The organism is Terracoccus luteus, assembly GCF_003635045.1.
Lineage (GTDB): Bacteria > Actinomycetota > Actinomycetes > Actinomycetales > Dermatophilaceae > Terracoccus > Terracoccus luteus.
On sequence record NZ_RBXT01000001.1, the window covers coordinates 1,145,201 to 1,162,590 of the forward strand.

At 73.9% G+C, this 17,390-nt stretch carries 18 protein-coding genes; 14 read left to right on the plus strand and 4 right to left on the minus strand.

The window, feature by feature from the left end; translation table 11 throughout:
• Positions 1 to 31: 31 nt before the first annotated feature.
• A complete protein-coding gene (locus DFJ68_RS05250) occupies positions 32 to 1,279 on the minus strand; it encodes a dipeptidase (RefSeq protein ID WP_211333273.1) in 1,248 nt (415 codons plus the stop codon).
• Between the two features lie 37 nt (positions 1,280 to 1,316).
• Between DFJ68_RS05250 and rimO the strand changes: the two genes are divergently transcribed.
• The 6 genes from rimO to DFJ68_RS05280 all read left to right on the plus strand — a co-directional run bounded on the left by rimO (position 1,317) and on the right by DFJ68_RS05280 (position 6,525).
• Entirely contained in the window at positions 1,317 to 2,834 is a 1,518-nt protein-coding gene (gene rimO, locus DFJ68_RS05255; RefSeq protein ID WP_121031604.1) for a 30S ribosomal protein S12 methylthiotransferase RimO, read from the plus strand.
• Positions 2,831 to 3,475, plus strand: a complete 645-nt coding sequence (pgsA, locus tag DFJ68_RS05260; RefSeq protein WP_121031606.1) for a CDP-diacylglycerol--glycerol-3-phosphate 3-phosphatidyltransferase — start codon at positions 2,831 to 2,833, stop codon at positions 3,473 to 3,475. The genes rimO and pgsA overlap by 4 nt, the downstream gene beginning before the upstream one ends.
• A gap of 17 nt (positions 3,476 to 3,492) precedes the next feature.
• Entirely contained in the window at positions 3,493 to 3,945 is a 453-nt protein-coding gene (locus DFJ68_RS05265) for a CinA family protein (RefSeq protein ID WP_245963478.1), read from the plus strand.
• Positions 3,946 to 4,057: 112 nt separating this feature from the next.
• Entirely contained in the window at positions 4,058 to 4,360 is a 303-nt protein-coding gene (locus DFJ68_RS05270; RefSeq protein WP_121031610.1) for a helix-turn-helix domain-containing protein, read from the plus strand.
• 20 nt (positions 4,361 to 4,380) lie between these two features.
• Entirely contained in the window at positions 4,381 to 5,241 is an 861-nt protein-coding gene (locus DFJ68_RS05275) for a serine hydrolase (protein WP_245963761.1), read from the plus strand.
• A 123-nt stretch (positions 5,242 to 5,364) separates the two neighbouring features.
• Positions 5,365 to 6,525: a dipeptide epimerase gene (locus DFJ68_RS05280; protein WP_121031614.1), complete on the plus strand. Its 1,161-nt coding sequence runs from the start codon at positions 5,365 to 5,367 to the stop codon at positions 6,523 to 6,525.
• Between the two features lie 55 nt (positions 6,526 to 6,580).
• On the opposite strand, the gene DFJ68_RS05285 is transcribed toward DFJ68_RS05280, so the two are convergent.
• Positions 6,581 to 8,284 (minus strand): DUF3352 domain-containing protein, encoded by a 1,704-nt coding sequence (locus DFJ68_RS05285; RefSeq protein WP_170165707.1) that lies wholly within the window; start codon positions 8,282 to 8,284, stop codon positions 6,581 to 6,583.
• A 295-nt stretch (positions 8,285 to 8,579) separates the two neighbouring features.
• Between DFJ68_RS05285 and DFJ68_RS18665 the strand changes: the two genes are divergently transcribed.
• The 4 genes from DFJ68_RS18665 (at position 8,580) to DFJ68_RS18440 (ending at position 11,586) form a co-directional block, all read left to right on the plus strand.
• Positions 8,580 to 8,831: a DUF3046 domain-containing protein gene (locus DFJ68_RS18665; protein ID WP_184507282.1), complete on the plus strand. Its 252-nt coding sequence runs from the start codon at positions 8,580 to 8,582 to the stop codon at positions 8,829 to 8,831.
• On the plus strand, positions 8,828 to 9,370 hold the full coding sequence (locus DFJ68_RS05295; RefSeq protein ID WP_121031618.1) for an O-acetyl-ADP-ribose deacetylase: 543 nt from the start codon (positions 8,828 to 8,830) through the stop codon (positions 9,368 to 9,370). Before DFJ68_RS18665 ends, DFJ68_RS05295 begins: the two co-directional genes overlap by 4 nt.
• Before the next feature lie 234 nt (positions 9,371 to 9,604).
• The gene (recA, locus tag DFJ68_RS05300; RefSeq protein ID WP_121035109.1) at positions 9,605 to 10,645 is read left to right on the plus strand and encodes a recombinase RecA; all 1,041 of its coding nucleotides are present in this window, start codon (positions 9,605 to 9,607) and stop codon (positions 10,643 to 10,645) included.
• Between the two features lie 329 nt (positions 10,646 to 10,974).
• Positions 10,975 to 11,586, plus strand: coding sequence for a regulatory protein RecX (locus tag DFJ68_RS18440; RefSeq protein WP_245963479.1), 612 nt, complete (start codon positions 10,975 to 10,977; stop codon positions 11,584 to 11,586).
• Between the two features lie 201 nt (positions 11,587 to 11,787).
• Here DFJ68_RS18440 and DFJ68_RS05310 read toward each other — a convergent pair whose 3' ends face one another.
• Positions 11,788 to 12,414 carry a YceI family protein gene (locus DFJ68_RS05310; protein ID WP_121031620.1) on the minus strand — a complete coding sequence of 209 codons (627 nt, stop codon included), beginning with the start codon at positions 12,412 to 12,414 and terminating at the stop codon, positions 11,788 to 11,790.
• A 203-nt stretch (positions 12,415 to 12,617) separates the two neighbouring features.
• On the opposite strand from DFJ68_RS05310, the gene miaB reads away from it, so the two are divergent.
• From miaB to dapF, 4 genes are read left to right on the plus strand one after another with little or no spacing between them, the layout of a single operon-like run.
• Entirely contained in the window at positions 12,618 to 14,180 is a 1,563-nt protein-coding gene (gene miaB / locus DFJ68_RS05315; RefSeq protein WP_121035111.1) for a tRNA (N6-isopentenyl adenosine(37)-C2)-methylthiotransferase MiaB, read from the plus strand.
• A 48-nt stretch (positions 14,181 to 14,228) separates the two neighbouring features.
• The gene (gene def, locus DFJ68_RS05320) at positions 14,229 to 14,903 is read left to right on the plus strand and encodes a peptide deformylase (RefSeq protein WP_121031623.1); all 675 of its coding nucleotides are present in this window, start codon (positions 14,229 to 14,231) and stop codon (positions 14,901 to 14,903) included.
• Positions 14,900 to 15,847 carry a tRNA (adenosine(37)-N6)-dimethylallyltransferase MiaA gene (gene miaA / locus DFJ68_RS05325; RefSeq protein ID WP_121031625.1) on the plus strand — a complete coding sequence of 316 codons (948 nt, stop codon included), beginning with the start codon at positions 14,900 to 14,902 and terminating at the stop codon, positions 15,845 to 15,847. The genes def and miaA overlap by 4 nt, the downstream gene beginning before the upstream one ends.
• Before the next feature lies 1 nt (position 15,848).
• On the plus strand, positions 15,849 to 16,700 hold the full coding sequence (dapF, locus tag DFJ68_RS05330; protein WP_121031627.1) for a diaminopimelate epimerase: 852 nt from the start codon (positions 15,849 to 15,851) through the stop codon (positions 16,698 to 16,700).
• Here the strand turns inward: dapF and DFJ68_RS05335 are convergent.
• Positions 16,697 to 17,308, minus strand: a complete 612-nt coding sequence (locus DFJ68_RS05335) for a class I SAM-dependent methyltransferase (RefSeq protein WP_121031629.1) — start codon at positions 17,306 to 17,308, stop codon at positions 16,697 to 16,699. The genes dapF and DFJ68_RS05335 overlap by 4 nt on opposite strands.
• Positions 17,309 to 17,390: the final 82 nt, after the last annotated feature.

Consider the following 17,390-nt stretch of genomic DNA (forward strand, 5'->3'; position numbering starts at 1 on the left):
GTCGACGGGGGCGGTCGCCGGCGCCGGGCGGTCAGCCGTCGAGCTGCCCGAGGGTGGCCAGGCTCGGACCGCGCCGACCCCGGACGTCGCGGGCGACCGCCTCGACGTCGCGCAGCAACCGCAGGGCGTTGCCGCGCACGAGGGCGGCGACGTCGCCCTCCGACCACGACCGGTCGAGCAGCGCGGCCACGAGCCGCGGGTATCCGCTGACGTCCTCGAGCCCGAGGGGGAACGTGTCGGTGCCGTCGTAGTCGCCGCCGAGCCCGACGTGCTCGACGCCGGCCACCTCGCGCACGTGCTCGAGGTGGCGCACGACGTCGTCGACGGTCGCGTCGGGCTTGGGGTGCCGGCGCTGCCACGTGGCGCTGAACGCGCCGAAGGCCACCCAGTCGCGGGGGTCGACCCCGGCATCCGAGGCCGCCGCCATCGCCTCGCGGTGCCAGGCCGCCGTCGCCCGCGAGACGAACTCGGGCACGAAGGTCACCATGCACACGCCGCCGTTGGCGGGCAGCGCCTCGAGGACGTCGTCGGGGACGTTGCGCGGGGTGTCGCACTGCGCGAGGGCCGACGAGTGGCTGAAGACCACCGGCGCCTCGGTCGTCGCGAGCGCCGCCCGCATGGTCGTCGCGGCGACGTGGCTGAGGTCGACCATGACGCCGAGACGGTTCAGCTCGCGCACGACCTCGTGGCCGAAGGCGGTCAGCCCGCCCGCCACGGGCACGTCGGTCGCCGAGTCGGCCCAGGGCGTGTTGTCGTTGTGGGTGAGGGTCAGGTAGCGCACCCCGAGCGCGTGCAGCATCCGCAGCACGGCGAGGCTCCCGTCGATCGAGTGGCCGCCCTCGGCGCCGAGCAGCGACGCGACCCGCCCGGATGCCGTCGCGGCCTCGACCTCGTCGGCCGTGCGGGCCAGCGCGAGGTCACCCCGGTACCGCGCGACCATCGCGTGCACGGCATCCACCTGCTGGAGGGTGGCGACGACGGCCTCGGGGCCCGGCAGGGTGCTCGGTACGAAGACCGACCAGAACTGGGCGCCGACGCCACCCTCGCGCAGGCGGGGGAGGTCGGTGCACGTCGTCGTCAGGCGGGTGGCGAGGTCGAGGCGGTCGAAGTCGTAGCCGACCTGCTCGCGGGCCTCCCACGGCAGGTCGTTGTGCCCGTCGACGAGGGGGTGGCGGGCGAGCAGCCGGCGGGCCCGGTCGAGGGTCACGGCGGGGTCGGCCGGGTCGGCGACGTGCGCAGGGTCGGAGGTGCCGGCGTGCTCGGCGGACGTCTCGGGCATGTCCGTCATTGAACACGGCGGCCTCTAGAGTGGGCGCATGACCCCGCCCGAGAGGAGCGTCGCCCTGGTGACGCTCGGATGCACCCGGAACGAGGTCGACTCCGAGGAGCTGGCTGGACGACTGCTCGCCGAGGGGTGGCGGCTCGTCGACGACGCCGCCGAGGCCGACGTCGCCGTCGTCAACACGTGCGGCTTCGTCGAGCAGGCCAAGAAGGACTCCATCGACGCCCTCCTCGAGGCCTCCGACCTCAAGGGGGAGGGGGCGCGCACCCAGAAGGTCGTCGCCGTCGGCTGCCTCGCCGAGCGGTACGGCACCGAGCTCGCCGACCAGCTGCCCGAGGCCGACGCGGTGCTCGGCTTCGACTCCTACCGCGACATGAGCACGCACCTGCAGACGATCCTCGCCGGCGGGCACGTCGCGAGCCACACGCCCGGCGACCGTCGGCGCCTGCTGCCCCTCAGCCCCGCCTCGCGGCAGGCGAGCGCCGCGTCCGTCGCCACCCCGGGCCACGGTGACGTGGCCCCGACGGGTGGGACCGTGCCCACGACCGCCCCCGTGACCGACGCCACCGACCTGCCGGATGCCGTCGACCGCGGGCTGGCCGTGCCGGCATCCGGGCCCCCGGTCGTGCGCGCCCGGCTCGACGGGCGCCCCTGGGCCCCGCTCAAGATCGCGTCCGGCTGCGACCGGCGGTGCTCGTTCTGCGCGATCCCGATGTTCCGCGGTGCCTTCGTCTCGCGGCGGCCCGCCGAGATCGTCACCGAGGCGCGGTGGCTGGCGGCGCAGGGCGTGCGCGAGCTGTTCCTCGTGTCCGAGAACTCGACGTCGTACGGCAAGGACCTCGGCGACCTCGACCTGCTCGAGGCGCTGCTGCCCGACCTCACGGCCATCGACGGGGTCGAGCGCGTCCGGGTCAGCTACCTGCAGCCCGCCGAGATCCGACCGGGCCTGCTGCGGGCGATGGCGCAGACGCCGGGCGTCGTGCCCTACTACGACATCTCCTTCCAGCACGCGTCGGAGCCGCTGCTGCGCCGCATGCGCCGCTTCGGCTCGCGCGAGGCCTTCCTCGACCTGCTCGCCCGCGTCCGGGCCGACTCGCCGGAGGCCGGCATCCGCTGCAACGTCATCGTCGGCTTCCCCGGCGAGACCGAGGACGACCTCGCCGAGCTCGAGGCCTTCCTCGTCGAGGCGCGTCTCGACGTCGTCGGCGTGTTCGGCTACTCCGACGAGGACGGCACGGAGGCCGAGAACCTCGACGGCAAGCTGCCCCCGCACGTCGTGGCCGAGCGGCTCGACCGCTTCAGCCGGCTCGTCGAGCAGCTGAACGCCGACCGCGCCGAGGAGCGCGTCGGCGAGCACGTCGTCGTGCTCGTCGAGGAGGTCGACGCCGACGAGCACACCGTCACCGGCCGCGCGGCCTTCCAGGGGCCCGACGTCGACGGCGAGACGACGGTGGTGCTGGCGCCCGGGGCGCCGCTGCCCGCCGTCGGTGAGCTCGTCGCCGCCGTGGTCACCGCCGCCGAGGGCATCGACCTGGTGGCGGAGGTGCCTTGAGCCCGCACGCGGGGGAGGGGCCGGCACCGCAGCCGACCGACTGGAACCTGCCCAACGCGCTGACGGTGCTGCGCATCCTGCTCGTGCCCGTCTACGGCGCGCTGCTGCTGCACGACGACGGCAGCCGGCCGTGGTGGCGGTTCGCCGCCTGGGTCGTCTTCGCCGTGGCCGCCCTCACCGACGGCCTCGACGGCAAGCTGGCCCGCAGCCGCGGCCAGATCACGAACTTCGGCAAGATCGCCGACCCCATCGCCGACAAGGCCCTCACCGGCATGGCCTTCATCGGGCTGTCGCTGCTCGGGTCGGTGTGGTGGTGGGTCACCGTCGTCATCCTCGTCCGTGAGTTCGGCATCACGCTCCTGCGCTTCGTCGTCATCCGCCACGGGGTCATGCCGGCGGGGCGCGGCGGCAAGCTCAAGACGATGCTGCAGACGTTCTCTCTCGGCCTGCTCACGCTGCCGCTCTGGGTGGCACCCCTCGGTGACCTGTGGGAGTGGGGCGCCTACGCCCTGCTCGCCGCGGCCGTCGTCGTGACGGTGGCCAGCGGGGTCGACTACGTCTTCAAGGCGGTCAGGCTGCGCGAGACAAGCGAGCGCACCCGCCTGCGTCGGGCCCGCCGCGAGGGGGCCCGACGCGAGTGACGCCCTCGGAGGGGCTCGTGCGCCTGCTCACCGAGCGGGGTGAGACGCTCTCCTGCGCCGAGTCGCTGACGGCCGGCCTCGTCGCGGCGACGGTCGCCGACACACCCGGGGCGTCGGCGGTGCTGCTCGGCGGCGTCGTCGCCTACGCGCCGCGGCTCAAGGTCGAGCTGCTCGGCGTGCCGGCCGAGCTCATCGACCGGGTCGGCACGGTCGACCCGGCCGTGGCGGTCGCCCTCGCCGAGGGGGTGCGCGCCCGCACGGGTTCGACCTGGGCCCTGTCGACGACCGGGGTCGCCGGTCCCGGCCCGTCCGAGGGCAAGCCCGCGGGCACCGTCCACGTCGCGGTCGCCGGCCCGACGGGAACAGTGACGCGAGCCCTGCGGTTGACCGGTACACGCGAAGAGGTGCGACGCCGCACGGTCGACGAGCTGCTCGGGTGGGCCTGCTCCGTCGTCTCCGACTGTGGATGATCCCCTGCCGTCCGGCCGGGGGCTGGGGGTACGGTAGGACCCTGACCGGTCACCCCGCGCCACGTCGCACCCCCAGCCAGAACAGCCATCCCAGCCACCGGAGGAGGACGCCATGACGACGCTGCTTCGACGCGAGCTCGGCGACGTCCTGCGGGAGCGTCGTCGGGCGCAGGGCCGGACGCTGCGCGAGGTGTCGGCCACGGCGTCCGTCTCGCTCGGGTACCTCAGCGAGGTCGAGCGCGGCGAGAAGGAGGCCTCCTCCGAGCTGCTCGCGTCCATCTGCGGGGCCCTCGAGCTGCCCCTCTCGCGGGTGCTCATCGACGTCTCCACGCGCATGGCCGAGTCGGAGGGTCTCGCGCCCACCGTCACCCTGCCCCTCGCGCAGGCCGACGTCGTCTCGGCCTCCGCCGCCTGATCGGCCCCCGTCACCTCGTGATGCCCCCGTCCTCACGCGCGCCGTTGGCGGCGCTCGACGCCCGACTGGATGCCGTCGTGGGGCAGGACGGTTCGCCCGCGAGCATCTCGGCGTGGTGGGGCGGCCTCGACGGTGAGCAGTGGTGGTCACGACGCGACGACGTGCCGCACTACGCGGCCTCGACGATGAAGCTGCCGCTCGTGATCGCGGCGCAGCGGCTCGTCGTGGCCGGGCGGCTGCGACCCGATGAGGCGGTCGCGGTCGACGACCGGTTCGCGTCCGTGGCGGACGGGTCCGTCTTCGCGATGGACGAGGACGACGACCAGGACCCTGACACGTGGGCGGCGCTCGGCGGTACGCGGACGCTCGCCCAGCTCATGGAGCACGCGGTCATCCACTCCGGCAACCTCGCCACCAACCTGCTCCTCGGCCGGGTCGGTCTGCCCGCCGTCGCCTACGTGCTCGCCGACGCCGGCTGCTCCTCGGGCACCGTCGTGGGCCGTGGGATCGAGGATGCCGTCGCCCGCCGGGCCGGCATCACGAACACCGTCACCGCCGCCGACCTCGCCCGGCTGCTCACGCTCGTCGCGCGCCGCGACCCGGCGCTCGGCGGACCGGAGGTCTGCGAGCCGATCGAGGCGGTGCTGGCCCGTCAGACCCACGTCGACCAGATCCCGGCCGGACTGCCGGCCGGGACGCCCACGGCGAGCAAGTCGGGGTGGATCCCGGGGGTCTCGCACGACGCCTGCACCATCCGCCCCGACGCCGCTTCGGGGCGGGAGCCCTTCGTGCTCGTCGTGTGCACCACCGTCGACCTGCCGATGGACCAGGCCGCTCGGCTCGTGGCGTCGGTCGCGGCCGACGTCTGGGCCGCCGGCTGACCGGTGCCGCTCGGTCGCTCCGGACACCGCACGTTCCTGACCGGCCACCTGGGCCACCACCCCTGACCACCCACCCTGACCACTCACCCTGACCACCCACCCTGCCGACCACTCTGGAGAGCCGTGACCCGCATCGAGACCGTGACGGCGACGACGACCTCGGTGAATCTGCACACGCCGTTCGTCACCGCCCTGCGTCGCACGACGACGACGGACACGGTCGTCGTCACGGTCACCGACAGCGACGGGCGCACCGGCTGGGGCGAGGCGCCGCAGGTGTGGCAGGTGACGGGGGAGTCGCTCGCCGGCGCGACCGCGTGCGTCCGCACGATGCTCTCGCCCGCCGTCACCGGTCTGGCCCTCGACGACCGCGACGACCTCGACGTCGCCCTGACGCGGGTGCAGCGAACCGTCGCCCGCAACTTCGGGGCCAAGGCCGCGCTCGACGCCGCCCTGCACGACCTCTTCGCGCAGTCGCAGGGCACGACGGTCGCCGCGGTCGTCCGCGGGTGGGTGGCCGGGTCAGGAGGTCCGACCCCTGACGGCGGCCTCGACGGCATCCGGCTCACGACCGACGTCACCCTCTCGGCGGGTGACGCCTCGGCCCTCGCCGACACCGCGCGGGCGAGGGTGGCCGACGGGTTCGCCACCCTCAAGATGAAGGTGGGCACCGACGCGGCGACCGACGTCGCCCGGGTCGCGGCGGTCCGCGCAGCCGTCGGGGCGGACGTCGGCATCCGGCTCGACGCGAACCAGGGCTGGAGCCGCGAGGAGGCGGTGGAGGTGATCCGGGCGCTCGCCGACGCCGGTCTCGGGGTCGAGCTCGTCGAGCAGCCCGTCGTGGCCGAGGACGTCGAGGGGCTGGCCTGGGTGCGGGAGCGGGTGCCGCTGCCGGTCATGGCCGACGAGTCGTGCTACGGACCGTTCGACCTCGAGCGCATCATCCGCCTCGGCGCGGCCGACCTCGTCAACGTCAAGCTGGCCAAGTGCGGCTCGCTGCGCACCGGCGCCGCCCTGTTGCACCGCGCCCACGAGGCCGGCCTGGGCACCATCGTCGGCTCGATGATGGAGACCCACGTCGGGCTCGGCGCCGCGGCCTCGCTCGTCGCCGCCGTGCCGACCACCCTCGTCAGCGACCTCGACGCGGCCTGGTGGGCCACGTGCTCACCGGTCGTGGGCGGGATCGCGTACGAGGGCGAAGCCGTCCTGCTGCCGTCCGGGCCAGGGCTCGGTGTCACGGGCTGGGTTGTGGCGGGCGCGGACCGCCCCACCACCCGGGCCTGAGGCCGGGGTGGTGGGGCCGTCGGAGAGGGTTCCGCGCGCCGGCTCAGCTGCCGGGTCAGTTGCCGACGACGCGCAGCGAGAACGAGCCCGAGCCGGCATCCTGCACGGAGGCCGTGATCCCCACGGCGCGGAGCGACTCGACGGCCGCCCGCTGCTCGTCGGGCACCTGGGGCAGGTACTGCTTCTCGAGGCGGTCGAGGTCGACGTACACGGCCGCGGTCGCCTTCGACGTGTCGCCCATCGCCGCCGTGAAGGCGTCGGAGTCACCGAGGCGCCCGCCCGACTTCAGCGCGCCGACGTAGTCGGGAGTCGTGCCGAGGTAGAGCGTGTCGCCGTCGACCTCACGGGTGAGGGTGCCGGGGGCCCCGGCGGTCCGCTCGAGGGTCTCGACGAGCTGGTCGGCCCGGTTGGCGTCGGTGGAGACGATCTTGGCGCCGATCGAGGGGACGCCGTCGCCGAGCTGCTGGTCGGGCACGGAGACCGTCAGCGACCGGCCGAGCAGCACCTGCGCGTCGTCGGGCAGGGTCACCCCGAGCTGCTGCTCGACGGCGGCGAGCCGGTCGGCGCCGTCGCCGGAGCCGTCGATCATCTTCTCGATCTGCGGCCACGCGGCCTTGAGCGCGTCGCCCGCACCGGACACGTGCACGGCGGCGAGCGTGTCGTCGGGAAGGTTCGCCAGCTGGGTGCCGTCGCCGGGCGCCGGGGTGTACCCGGGGATCGCCGTCACGCCGCGGGTGATGCCGGCCACCTCGACGTACGAGGGGTCGAAGCGCATCGCGACGGCGACACGGCCGCTGGCGGCGCCCTTGGCGCCGGCCAGACCGGACAGGCCCGACATCATGGCCGAGCCGTTGCCGAGGCCGCCGAGATCGCCCAGACCGCCGAGGTCGCTCGTGCTGCGGCCGGAGCCCCGGGACGACTCGAGCTCCTTGGCGGCGGGGGCGGTGTCGAACCAGGCCGAGGCCACGCCCTGCTCGCCGAGGGCCGACATGTCGTCGCTGAACTCGGGGTCGGCGGCGAGGCGTCCGCGGTCGACGGCCGCCAGGGTCGCGTCGCCCTGGCCCTTGGGGGTGACGATGGCGTAGCCGTCGCGCAGGCGCAGGTCGGTCTCGTCGGCGCCGTCGCACGCGAGCAGGCGGGTGAGGACGTCCTGGGCCTTGCCCTCGTCGCTGACCTGCACGGCCACGGCGACGTTCGGCTTGCCGGTGGTGCCACCGGGCCGCACGGCGAGGCCGACGCGGTCACCGAGCCACGGCTCGATGTCGCCGCTGTAGGAGAAGCGGGAGACGCAGTCGCTCTTCGCGTCGGCGGTGATGGCCTCCCACACCTTCTGGCGCGGGTCGCCGGAGCCGAGGGTGTCGCGCACCTGGGGCAGCTTGCCGAGGAAGCGCACGGCCGAGACCTTCTGGGCCGCGGAGGGGTCGACGTCGAGGCGGACGTAGGCAAAGGCGTCGCCGGGCAGGACGTCGGCCGGCTGGGCGCCGCCGCCGCTCAGCTGCGAGGCGGCGAACGCGCCCGCCCCGCCGACGACGAGGGCGGCCGCGACACCGGCGGCGATGAAGGCCGGACGCCGCCGGCTGCCGGCGGCCGGAGCGGTGTCGTCGCCGAACCCGACGCCCTGGGCGCCGGCGGTCGGGCCGCCGGCGGTGGGGCCGGCCGCGGTGGGGTAGCGGTACGAGGGCGTCGTCGCGGCCTGCGGCGGCTGCGGGGCCGGGTCGGTGCTGGGTTCGGGCGTCGCGCCCGGGTGCTGCTCGGTCATCGGTTCTTCTCCCCTGGTCGTGGGCGTCCGCAGACGGGCGGGCCGCCTGCTCACGCTGCGGTCGATGCTACCCGTCGGGTGTGACGGGGACCGGGGCCGCAGCGTCCGTGCGACGCCCGCCCCGACGGCCCGGTTCCCTCCGTCGACGGGCGCGCCGGACGGCATCCGACTGGGGTGTCGGCGGCCCGGGTCGCGCTCTCGTGGGGTCACGTCCACCGCTTCGGTCAACCCTCCTACCCGACGGTCGCCCGAGTGCGCTGCGTCGTCACCGTTGGGCGCGGTGCAGACTGGGCGGGTGCGCCTCAGCCACTTCTGGACCCTCATGGACGACGTCTTCGGCCCCGCCTACGCCGGCACCCTGGCCCGCGACCACGTGCTCGGTGCCCTCGATGACCGCACTCCTGCGCAGGCGATCGAGGCCGGTGTCCCGCCGCGCGAGGTGTGGGCCGCCCTGTGCGACGACCTCGACGTGCCAGAGGCGCGCCGGCTCGGACGCGACGTGCGCCCGGCCCCTGGCGCGCCCGGCGGCCACGAGGGACGACGGTGAGCGGCCACCCCGGCGCGGCCGCCATCACGTTGCTGCGCGGCGACATCACGACGGAGACGGAGGCCGACGCCATCGTCAACGCGGCGAACTCGTCGCTGCTCGGCGGGGGTGGCGTCGACGGGGCGATCCACCGCGCGGCCGGTCCGCAGCTGCTGGAGGAGTGCCGTCGCCTCGGCGGCTGCGAGACGGGCGACGCCAAGGTCACGGGTGCGGGCCGGCTCGCCGTGCGCCACGTCGTGCACACGGTCGGGCCGGTGTGGCGCGGCGGGACGTCCGGCGAGCCCGAGCTGCTGGCCTCGTGCCACCGGCGTTCGCTCGCGGTGGCCGCCGAGGTCGGATGCCGGGTGCTGGCCTTCCCGGCGGTGTCGTGCGGCGTGTACGGCTACCCGGTGGACCGGGCAGCCGCGGTCGCGTTGGGCACGGTGGCCGACCGGTTGCGCGACGCCGGGCCGGACGACGTGCAGGCGGTGCGGTTCTGGCTTTTCGGTGACGAGGTGCACGAGGCGTTCGCCCGGGAGCTGGAGTCACTGCGCGGCTGACCCGCGGCGTGTCGTGTCGGTGTCGAACATCTGTTCGGTAGTGTTCTCCACAGGTGGTCCGCCACCGACCGCATCGTCCACAGGCCGTCTCGTGGAGCAACCCGATGTCGGCGGTCCCACCTAACGTCTGACCCGACAGCGCACCCCAGTGCACGACTCACGACGAGCCGTCACCTGCGTGAGGTCGGGTCGAAGGTAGACGACCGACTCGCAGACGGCAGACAGGTGGCCGACATGGCAACGCTTCCCGACAAGGACAAGGCCCTCGCCACGGTGATGGGGCAGATCGAGAAGAGCTACGGAAAGGGCGCGGTGATGCGCCTCGGCGACGACGTGCGGGCCCCGATCGAGGTGATCCCCACCGGCTCGATCGCCCTCGACGTCGCCCTCGGCATCGGCGGGCTGCCCCGCGGCCGCGTCGTCGAGGTGTACGGCCCCGAGTCCTCGGGCAAGACGACGGTGGCGCTGCACGCGGTCGCCAACGCGCAGAAGGCCGGCGGCATCGCCGCCTTCATCGACGCTGAGCACGCCCTCGACCCCGATTACGCGAAGAAGCTCGGTGTCGACACCGACGCTCTGCTCGTGTCGCAGCCCGACACCGGTGAGCAGGCGCTCGAGATCGCCGACATGCTCATCCGCTCGGGTGCGCTCGCCATCATCGTCATCGACTCGGTCGCGGCGCTCGTCCCGCGCGCCGAGATCGAGGGCGAGATGGGTGACAGCCACGTCGGCCTCCAGGCCCGCCTCATGAGCCAGGCACTGCGCAAGCTGACCGGCGCGCTCAACAACACCGGTACGACCGCGATCTTCATCAACCAGCTGCGCGAGAAGATCGGCGTCATGTTCGGCTCGCCCGAGACGACGACCGGTGGCAAGGCGCTGAAGTTCTACGCCTCGGTGCGCCTCGACGTGCGCCGCATCGAGACCCTCAAGGACGGCACCGACGCCGTCGGCAACCGCACCCGCGTCAAGGTGGTCAAGAACAAGGTGTCGCCGCCGTTCAAGCAGGCGGAGTTCGACATCCTCTACGGGCAGGGCATCTCCCGTGAGGGCGGCCTCATCGACATGGGGGTCGAGCACGGCTTCGTCCGCAAGGCCGGCGCCTGGTACACCTACGAGGGCGACCAGCTGGGTCAGGGCAAGGAGAACGCCCGCAACTTCCTCAAGGACAACCCCGACCTCGCCGACGAGATCGAGAAGAAGGTCAAGGAGAAGCTCGGCGTCGGGCCGCGCGTCGACCAGCCGGCGGCTGCGGACGTGCCCGTCGACTTCTGATCGCCGGGGAGCGCCGCGTGAGGGGTGGCGGGCCGGGCGAGCACCGGCCCGGCGGGCCGTCGCTGTCCGGAACCGCGTCGGGTTCGGTCGAGGAGCGGTTGGCCCGGGCGGCCGCCGCCCTCGCCGAGGCCGAGGGGGTGGCCGCGACCCGGTCCCGATCGGGTGACGGCGCCTCCGGCGGGTCCGGCTGGTCGAGCGGGTCCGCCGGTGCCGGCCGGACCGGCAGCACGAGCCGACCCGGCGGGTCGGGTCGTCGGGGCCAGGGTGGACGCGCCGGTCGGTCCGGGGGGGCGGGTGCCGCCGACGAGGCGAGCTCCGGGCTGGACGGCGTGGCCGACGCCTCGGACACGCCGGACACGTCCGGCGGAGTCGAGACCGGCCCGGACGGGCGGCGTCGCCGTCGGGGCCGCGGGGAGCGGTCGGCACCACCGGACGACCCTCAGGCCGGCCCGGACGACGCCGACCCGGAGTCGGTCGCCCGCAGCATCGCGTTGCGGCAGCTGAGCATGGCCCCGCGCAGCCGGGCCCAGCTCGAGAAGAAGCTGAGCCAGCGCGGCTGCGACGACGACGTGGCGGCCCGGGTGCTCGACCGGCTCACCGAGGTCGGCCTCGTCGACGACGGCGCGTACGCCGAGATGCTCGTCCGCTCACGTCACGCCGGCAAGGGCCTGGCCCGCCGGGCCATCGCGCACGAGCTGCGCGAGAAGGGCGTCGACCGCGACCTCGCCGACGAGGCCCTCGAACAGGTGGACACCGACGACGAGCGGACCCGGGCGGAGGAGCTCGTCGCGCGACGGCTGCGCTCGCTGCACGGTCTGGCGCCGGAGGTGCAGGCCCGCCGGCTCGCGGGGATGCTCGCCCGCAAGGGCTACTCGGGTGACGTCGCCTGGGCCGTCGTGCGTCGCGCCGTCGACGAGCCCCCTGAGCACCAGCGCGACTGACGGACCTGACGGTTCGGGTCCCGGGACGGATGGGGACACGCCGAGGGGCGGGGACCTTCCGGTCCCCGCCCCTCGGCGTGTGTGTCGCTGCGTGCGGTGGCGCGACCGGTGTCAGTCACGTGTCACACGTGTCTGGCGCTCGTCAGTCGCTCGTCAGTCGTGGTGCACGCGCGGGCGTCCTCGGCGGACGCGGTGGGTGGCTCAGACGTCGACCGACGGGGCGGCCGGGGACTCCTGCGCGATGGCGGAGATGTCGAACTCGAGCTTGACCTTCTCGCTCACGAGGACGCCGCCGGTTTCCAGGGCCGCGTTGAACTTGAGGTTCCACTCGGTGCGGTCGATGGTGAGGGCGCCCTCGAACCCGACGCGCTGGTTGCCGAAGGGGTCCTTGGCCGAGCCGGTCTCCTCGAAGGGGACGGTGACGGACTTGGTGACGCCGTTGATGGTGAGGTCGCCGGTGATGTTCCACTCGGAGCCGTCGCGCTCGACGTCGGTGGAGACGAAGGTGAGCTGCGGGTAGTTCTCGATGTCGAAGAAGTCGGGCGTGCGAAGGTGGCCGTCGCGCTGCTCGTTGCCGGTCGTGACGCTCGCGGCCTCGATGACGACCTTGACCGAGCTGTTCGCCGGGTTGGTCGTGTCGACGTGGGCGGTCCCCTCGAACTGCGAGAAGTGGCCGCGGACCTTGGTGACCATCGCGTGGCGGGCGGTGAAGCCGATGGTGGTGTGGCTGGGGTCGAGGACGTAGTCGCCGCTGATGTCGGACACCGCGACCGAGCTCTCGGCGATGTTCTCCGTCGTCTCCGACTCGCGCTTGCTGAACAGACCCATGATGACCTCCGCGTTGTTGGTTGAACCTTCAATTGGAACGATGCCCCACTTGACCAGTTCTGTCAAGTTGAACTCTCAACACGAGAGCCGCGTCCACCATTCCCGCCGCCGCGTCGACCGGGTGGGCGGACGAGACGCGGGTGCGCGACCAGCGGCTCGCCGGGTCGGGGGAGCGCGGCCGACGCCGTACGCTGGTCGGTGCCATGACTGCACAGACCGTGACCTCCGCCGGACCGTCCACCGGGTCCGCCCGCACCTACGACGTGCGCACCCACGGGTGCCAGATGAACGTCCACGACAGCGAGCGGCTCTCGGGCCTGCTCGAGACCGCGGGCTACGTCGACCTCGCCAGCCTCCCGGCATCCGAGCGCCCGGCGGTCGCGGACGTCGTCGTCTTCAACACGTGCGCGGTGCGCGAGAACGCGGACAACAAGCTGTACGGCAACCTCGGTCAGCTGCGCCCGGCCAAGCTGGCCAACCCCGACATGCAGATCGCCGTCGGTGGCTGTATGGCCCAGAAGGACCGCGGCACCATCGTCGAACGGGCACCGTGGGTCGACGTCGTCTTCGGCACGCACAACATCGGGTCGCTGCCTGCCCTGCTCGACCGCGCCGCCCACAACCGGCGCGCCGAGGTGGAGATCCTCGAGAGCCTCGAGGTCTTCCCCTCGACCCTGCCGACGCGACGCGACTCCGCCTACAGCGGCTGGGTGTCGATCTCGGTCGGGTGCAACAACACGTGCACCTTCTGCATCGTCCCGAGCCTGCGCGGCAAGGAGCAGGACCGCCGCCCCGGGGAGATCCTCGCCGAGATCGAGGCGCTCGTCGCGCAGGGCGTCGTCGAGGTGACCCTGCTCGGGCAGAACGTCAACACCTACGGCGTCGAGTTCGGCGACCGGCTGGCCTTCGGCAAGCTGCTGCGGGCCTGCGGCGAGATCGAGGGCCTCGAGCGGGTCCGGTTCACCAGCCCGCACCCCGCCGCCTTCACCGACGACGTCATCGCGGCGATGGCCGAGACGCCGAACGTCATGCCGAGCCTGCACATGCCGCTGCAGTCGGGCTCCGACGCGGTGCTCAAGACGATGCGCCGCTCCTACCGCAGCGCGAAGTTCCTGCGCATCATCGACGCCGTGCGCGACCGCATCCCCGACGCCGCGATCACGACCGACATCATCGTCGGCTTCCCGGGGGAGACGGAGGAGGACTTCCAGGGCACCCTCGACGTCGTCCGCGCCGCGCGCTTCTCGAGCGCCTTCACCTTCCAGTACTCCATCCGCCCCGGCACGCCCGCGGCGACGATGGAGGACCAGGTGCCGAAGGCGGTCGTGCAGGAACGCTTCGAGCGCCTCGTCGCCCTGCAGGACGAGATGAGCTGGGTCGAGAACCGTCGCCTCGAGGGGCGAGAGGTCGAGGTGCTCGTCTCGCCGGGCGAGGGCCGCAAGGACACCGAGACCCGCCGCCTGTCGGGCCGCGCGCAGGACAACCGCCTCGTGCACTTCGCCGTGCCCGACGGCGCGCCCGTGCCGCGACCCGGGGATGCCGTGACCGTGGCAGTCACGTACGGGGCCCCGCACCACCTCGTGGCCGACAGCGGGCTCGAGGGTGGGGCGTACTCCGTGCGGCGCACCGCGGGTGGGGACGCGTGGGCGGCGCTGCAGGAGCAGCCCACCGGCTCGCGCAAGCCGGCCGTCAGCCTCGGCATGCCGTCGCTGGGTCGACCGTCGCCGGCCGCGGCGGCCGCCGCCTCCGCGTGCTCGGTGGGCTGAGCCCAGACGGGTTCGGGCCGCACGGGGCGGTCATGCTTGACTTGGCGCATGACCGTGCGCCCCATCGTCATCACCGGTGAACCCGTCCTGCACCGCTCCGCGGCCCTCGTGACGGAGCTCGACGACGCCCTGCGCACCCTCGTCGCGGACATGCACGAGACCAACGTCGCCGCGAACGGCGTCGGTCTCGCGGCCCCCCAGATCGGGGTCGGGCTGCGCGTCTTCGTCTGGAAGATGGCCAACGACGACGGAGTGCCGGAGGAGGGCCACGTCATCAACCCGACCGTGACGACCTCGAAGATCCCGCAGGAGCGTCCCGACCCGCGCGAGGAGACCGAGGGGTGCCTCTCGGTGCCCGGCGAGTCGTTCGCCCTCAAGCGGGCCGAGCGTGCCCACGTCGTCGGTCTCGACGTCGACGGCGGCCGGGTCGAGTTCGACGCCACGGGCTGGTTCGCCCGGTGCATGCAGCACGAGTACGACCACCTCAACGGCACGCTCTACGTCGACCGGCTCGACGAGCGCCAGGGAAAGAAGGCGCGCAAGGCCGTCAAGCGCAACGGCTGGGGGCGGCCCGGCCACTCGTGGCTGCCGGGGGTCGACGAGGACCCCTTCGGTCACGACGAGGACGACGACGCGTCGGCCGGTGACCACGCCGACGCCGGCGACGACGCCAGGGCAGGCGGGGCGCGGTCCGGCAGCCACGCCGACGAGCTCATCGGGTGACCGACGTCGTCCCGGTCGTCGCCGTCGTCGGCGCGACCGCGACCGGCAAGTCGGGGCTCGCCCTCGACCTCGCCGAGCGCCTCGGCGGCGAGGTCGTCAACGCCGACGCGATGCAGCTCTACCGCGGCATGGACGTCGGGACGGCGAAGCTGCCCCCGGACCAGCGCCGCGGCATCCCGCACCACCAGCTCGACGTTCTCGACGTCGTGCAGGAGGCGACCGTCGCCGCCTACCAGGTCGCGGCGAGGGCCGACCTCGACGCCGTCGCCGCGCGGGGGCACATGCCGCTGCTCGTGGGCGGGTCGGGGCTCTACGTGCGGGCGGCCCTCGACCGGCTCGACATCCCGCCGACCGACCCGGCCGTGCGGGCGCGCCTCGAGCTCGAGGCGCAGGAGCACGGGCCGGCGGCCCTGCACCGGCGGCTGGGAGCCGGCGACCCGGCATCCGCGGCCCGCATCGACCCCGCCAACGTGCGCCGCGTGGTGCGCGCGCTCGAGGTCATCGAGCTGACCGGACGCCCTTTCAGCGCGGCGATGCCCGACCGCGAGGTGCGCCGACCGTCCGTCATCCTCGGCCTGCGGGTCGACCGGCCGACCCTCGACGAGCGCATCGGGCGCCGCGTCGGCGAGATGTGGCGCGGCGGCCTGCTCGAGGAGGTCGAGCGGCTGCTCGCGGCCGGTCTCGAACGCGGGGTCACCGCGAGCCGGGCCATCGGCTACCGGCAGGCGGTCGACCAGCTCGCCGGTCGCCTCGACGAGGCGCAGGCGCAGGCCGAGACGGCCCAGGCGACCCGGCGCTACGCCCGCCGGCAGGAGTCGTGGTTCCGCGCCGACCCGCGCATCGTGTGGCTCGACGCGCTCGACCCGGGCCTGTCGGAGCGCGCTCTCGCGGCGGTTCGCGAGGCGGGTGCCCGGGCCGACGGGGCCGTACCGGAGAATGGCTGACATGACGCGCTTCACCAAGGGCCACGGCACCGAGAACGACTTCGTCCTCGTGCCCGACCCGGAGGGGACCCTCGAGCTGACCCCCGCCCAGGTGCAACGCCTCACCGACCGGCACGCCGGCATCGGTGGCGACGGCGTGATCCGGGTCGTGCGCACCGAGTTCGCCACCGACGACGCCGTGCGCAGCCTCGCGCCCGGCGCCGAGTGGTTCATGGACTACCGCAACGCCGACGGCTCGCTGGCCGAGATGTGCGGCAACGGCACCCGCGTCTTCGCCGCCTACCTCCAGCGCGAGGGACTCGTCGCCGACCGTGAGTTCGCCATCGCGACCCGCGCCGGCGCCAAGGTCGTGCGAGTCACCGACGAGGGCTTCGCCGTCGACCTCGGCCCGTGGCGGCTCGTCGACGAGGTCGGCGCCCGCCGCGACGGCTTCGACGTCATGGTGCGGGCCCGCTTCGGCAAGCCGGTCCCCGCGCTGTCGCTCGACCTCGGCAACCCGCACGCCGTCGTCATGCTGCCGGAGGGCATCACCCTCGAGCAGCTCGACCTCACGGAGGCGCCCGAGATCCACCCCACCCCGGCGGGCGGTGCCAACGTCGAGTTCGTGCGTGCCGTGGGTCCGGGCCACATCGCCCTCCGCGTGCACGAGCGGGGCGTCGGCGAGACCCGCTCGTGCGGCACGGGGGCCGCGGCCGCCGCGCTCGCCACCCGCTTCTGGTCTGGGGTCGAGGACTTCACCCCGTGGACCGTCGACGTGCCCGGGGGCCGCCTCACCGTCACCCCCCTGGGCGGCCAGCGGGTCGAGCTCGCGGGGCCGGCCGAGCTCGTCGCCGACGGCGAGATCGAGCTCTAGCGCCGACGCACCTCGAGCACGCGGAAGGCCTTGGCCGACGCGATCCGGGTGCAGGCCAGCCCGAGGTCGTGCTCGTTCAGCCAGCGCTGCAGCGAGTCGCTGCCGAGGTGCTTCTGCACGACGAGGTGGGCCACGCCGTCGTCGGCGAGGCGGGGCAGCCACCGCTCGAGCAGCGCGTGCAGCGCCGCCTTGCCGACGTGGATGGGCGGGTTGCTCCACAGGGTGGCGAAGCGGATGTCGCCCGGCACGTCGTCGGGCTCGACGAAGCGCACGGTGTCGACCCCGACCGCCACGGCGTTGGCGCGGGCCAGGTCGAGCGCGCGGCGGTTGACGTCGACCCCCCACACCCGCGCGGCGGGGGAGCGCAGTGCGAGGGTGAGCGCGATCGGCCCCCACCCGCAGCCGAGGTCGAGCAGGTCACCGGTGGGGCTGGGGTCGGGGGCGCGGTCGAGCAGCACGGCCGTGCCGGGGTCGAGGCGGTCGGGGGAGTAGACACCCCGGGCGGTGGTCAGCACGTGGTCGCGCCCGGCGAGGCGGACCGTCACCGGGCGCCGCTCGTCGGGTGCGGCGGGCTCGGCGCTGAAGTAGTGGTCGGTCGGCTCGCTCATCACGGTCACCGTAGCGAGCAGGGGCAGGAGAGGCCGAACGGGCACAAACGAGTGGCCCGTGGCGTTCTACGGATGCGACCCT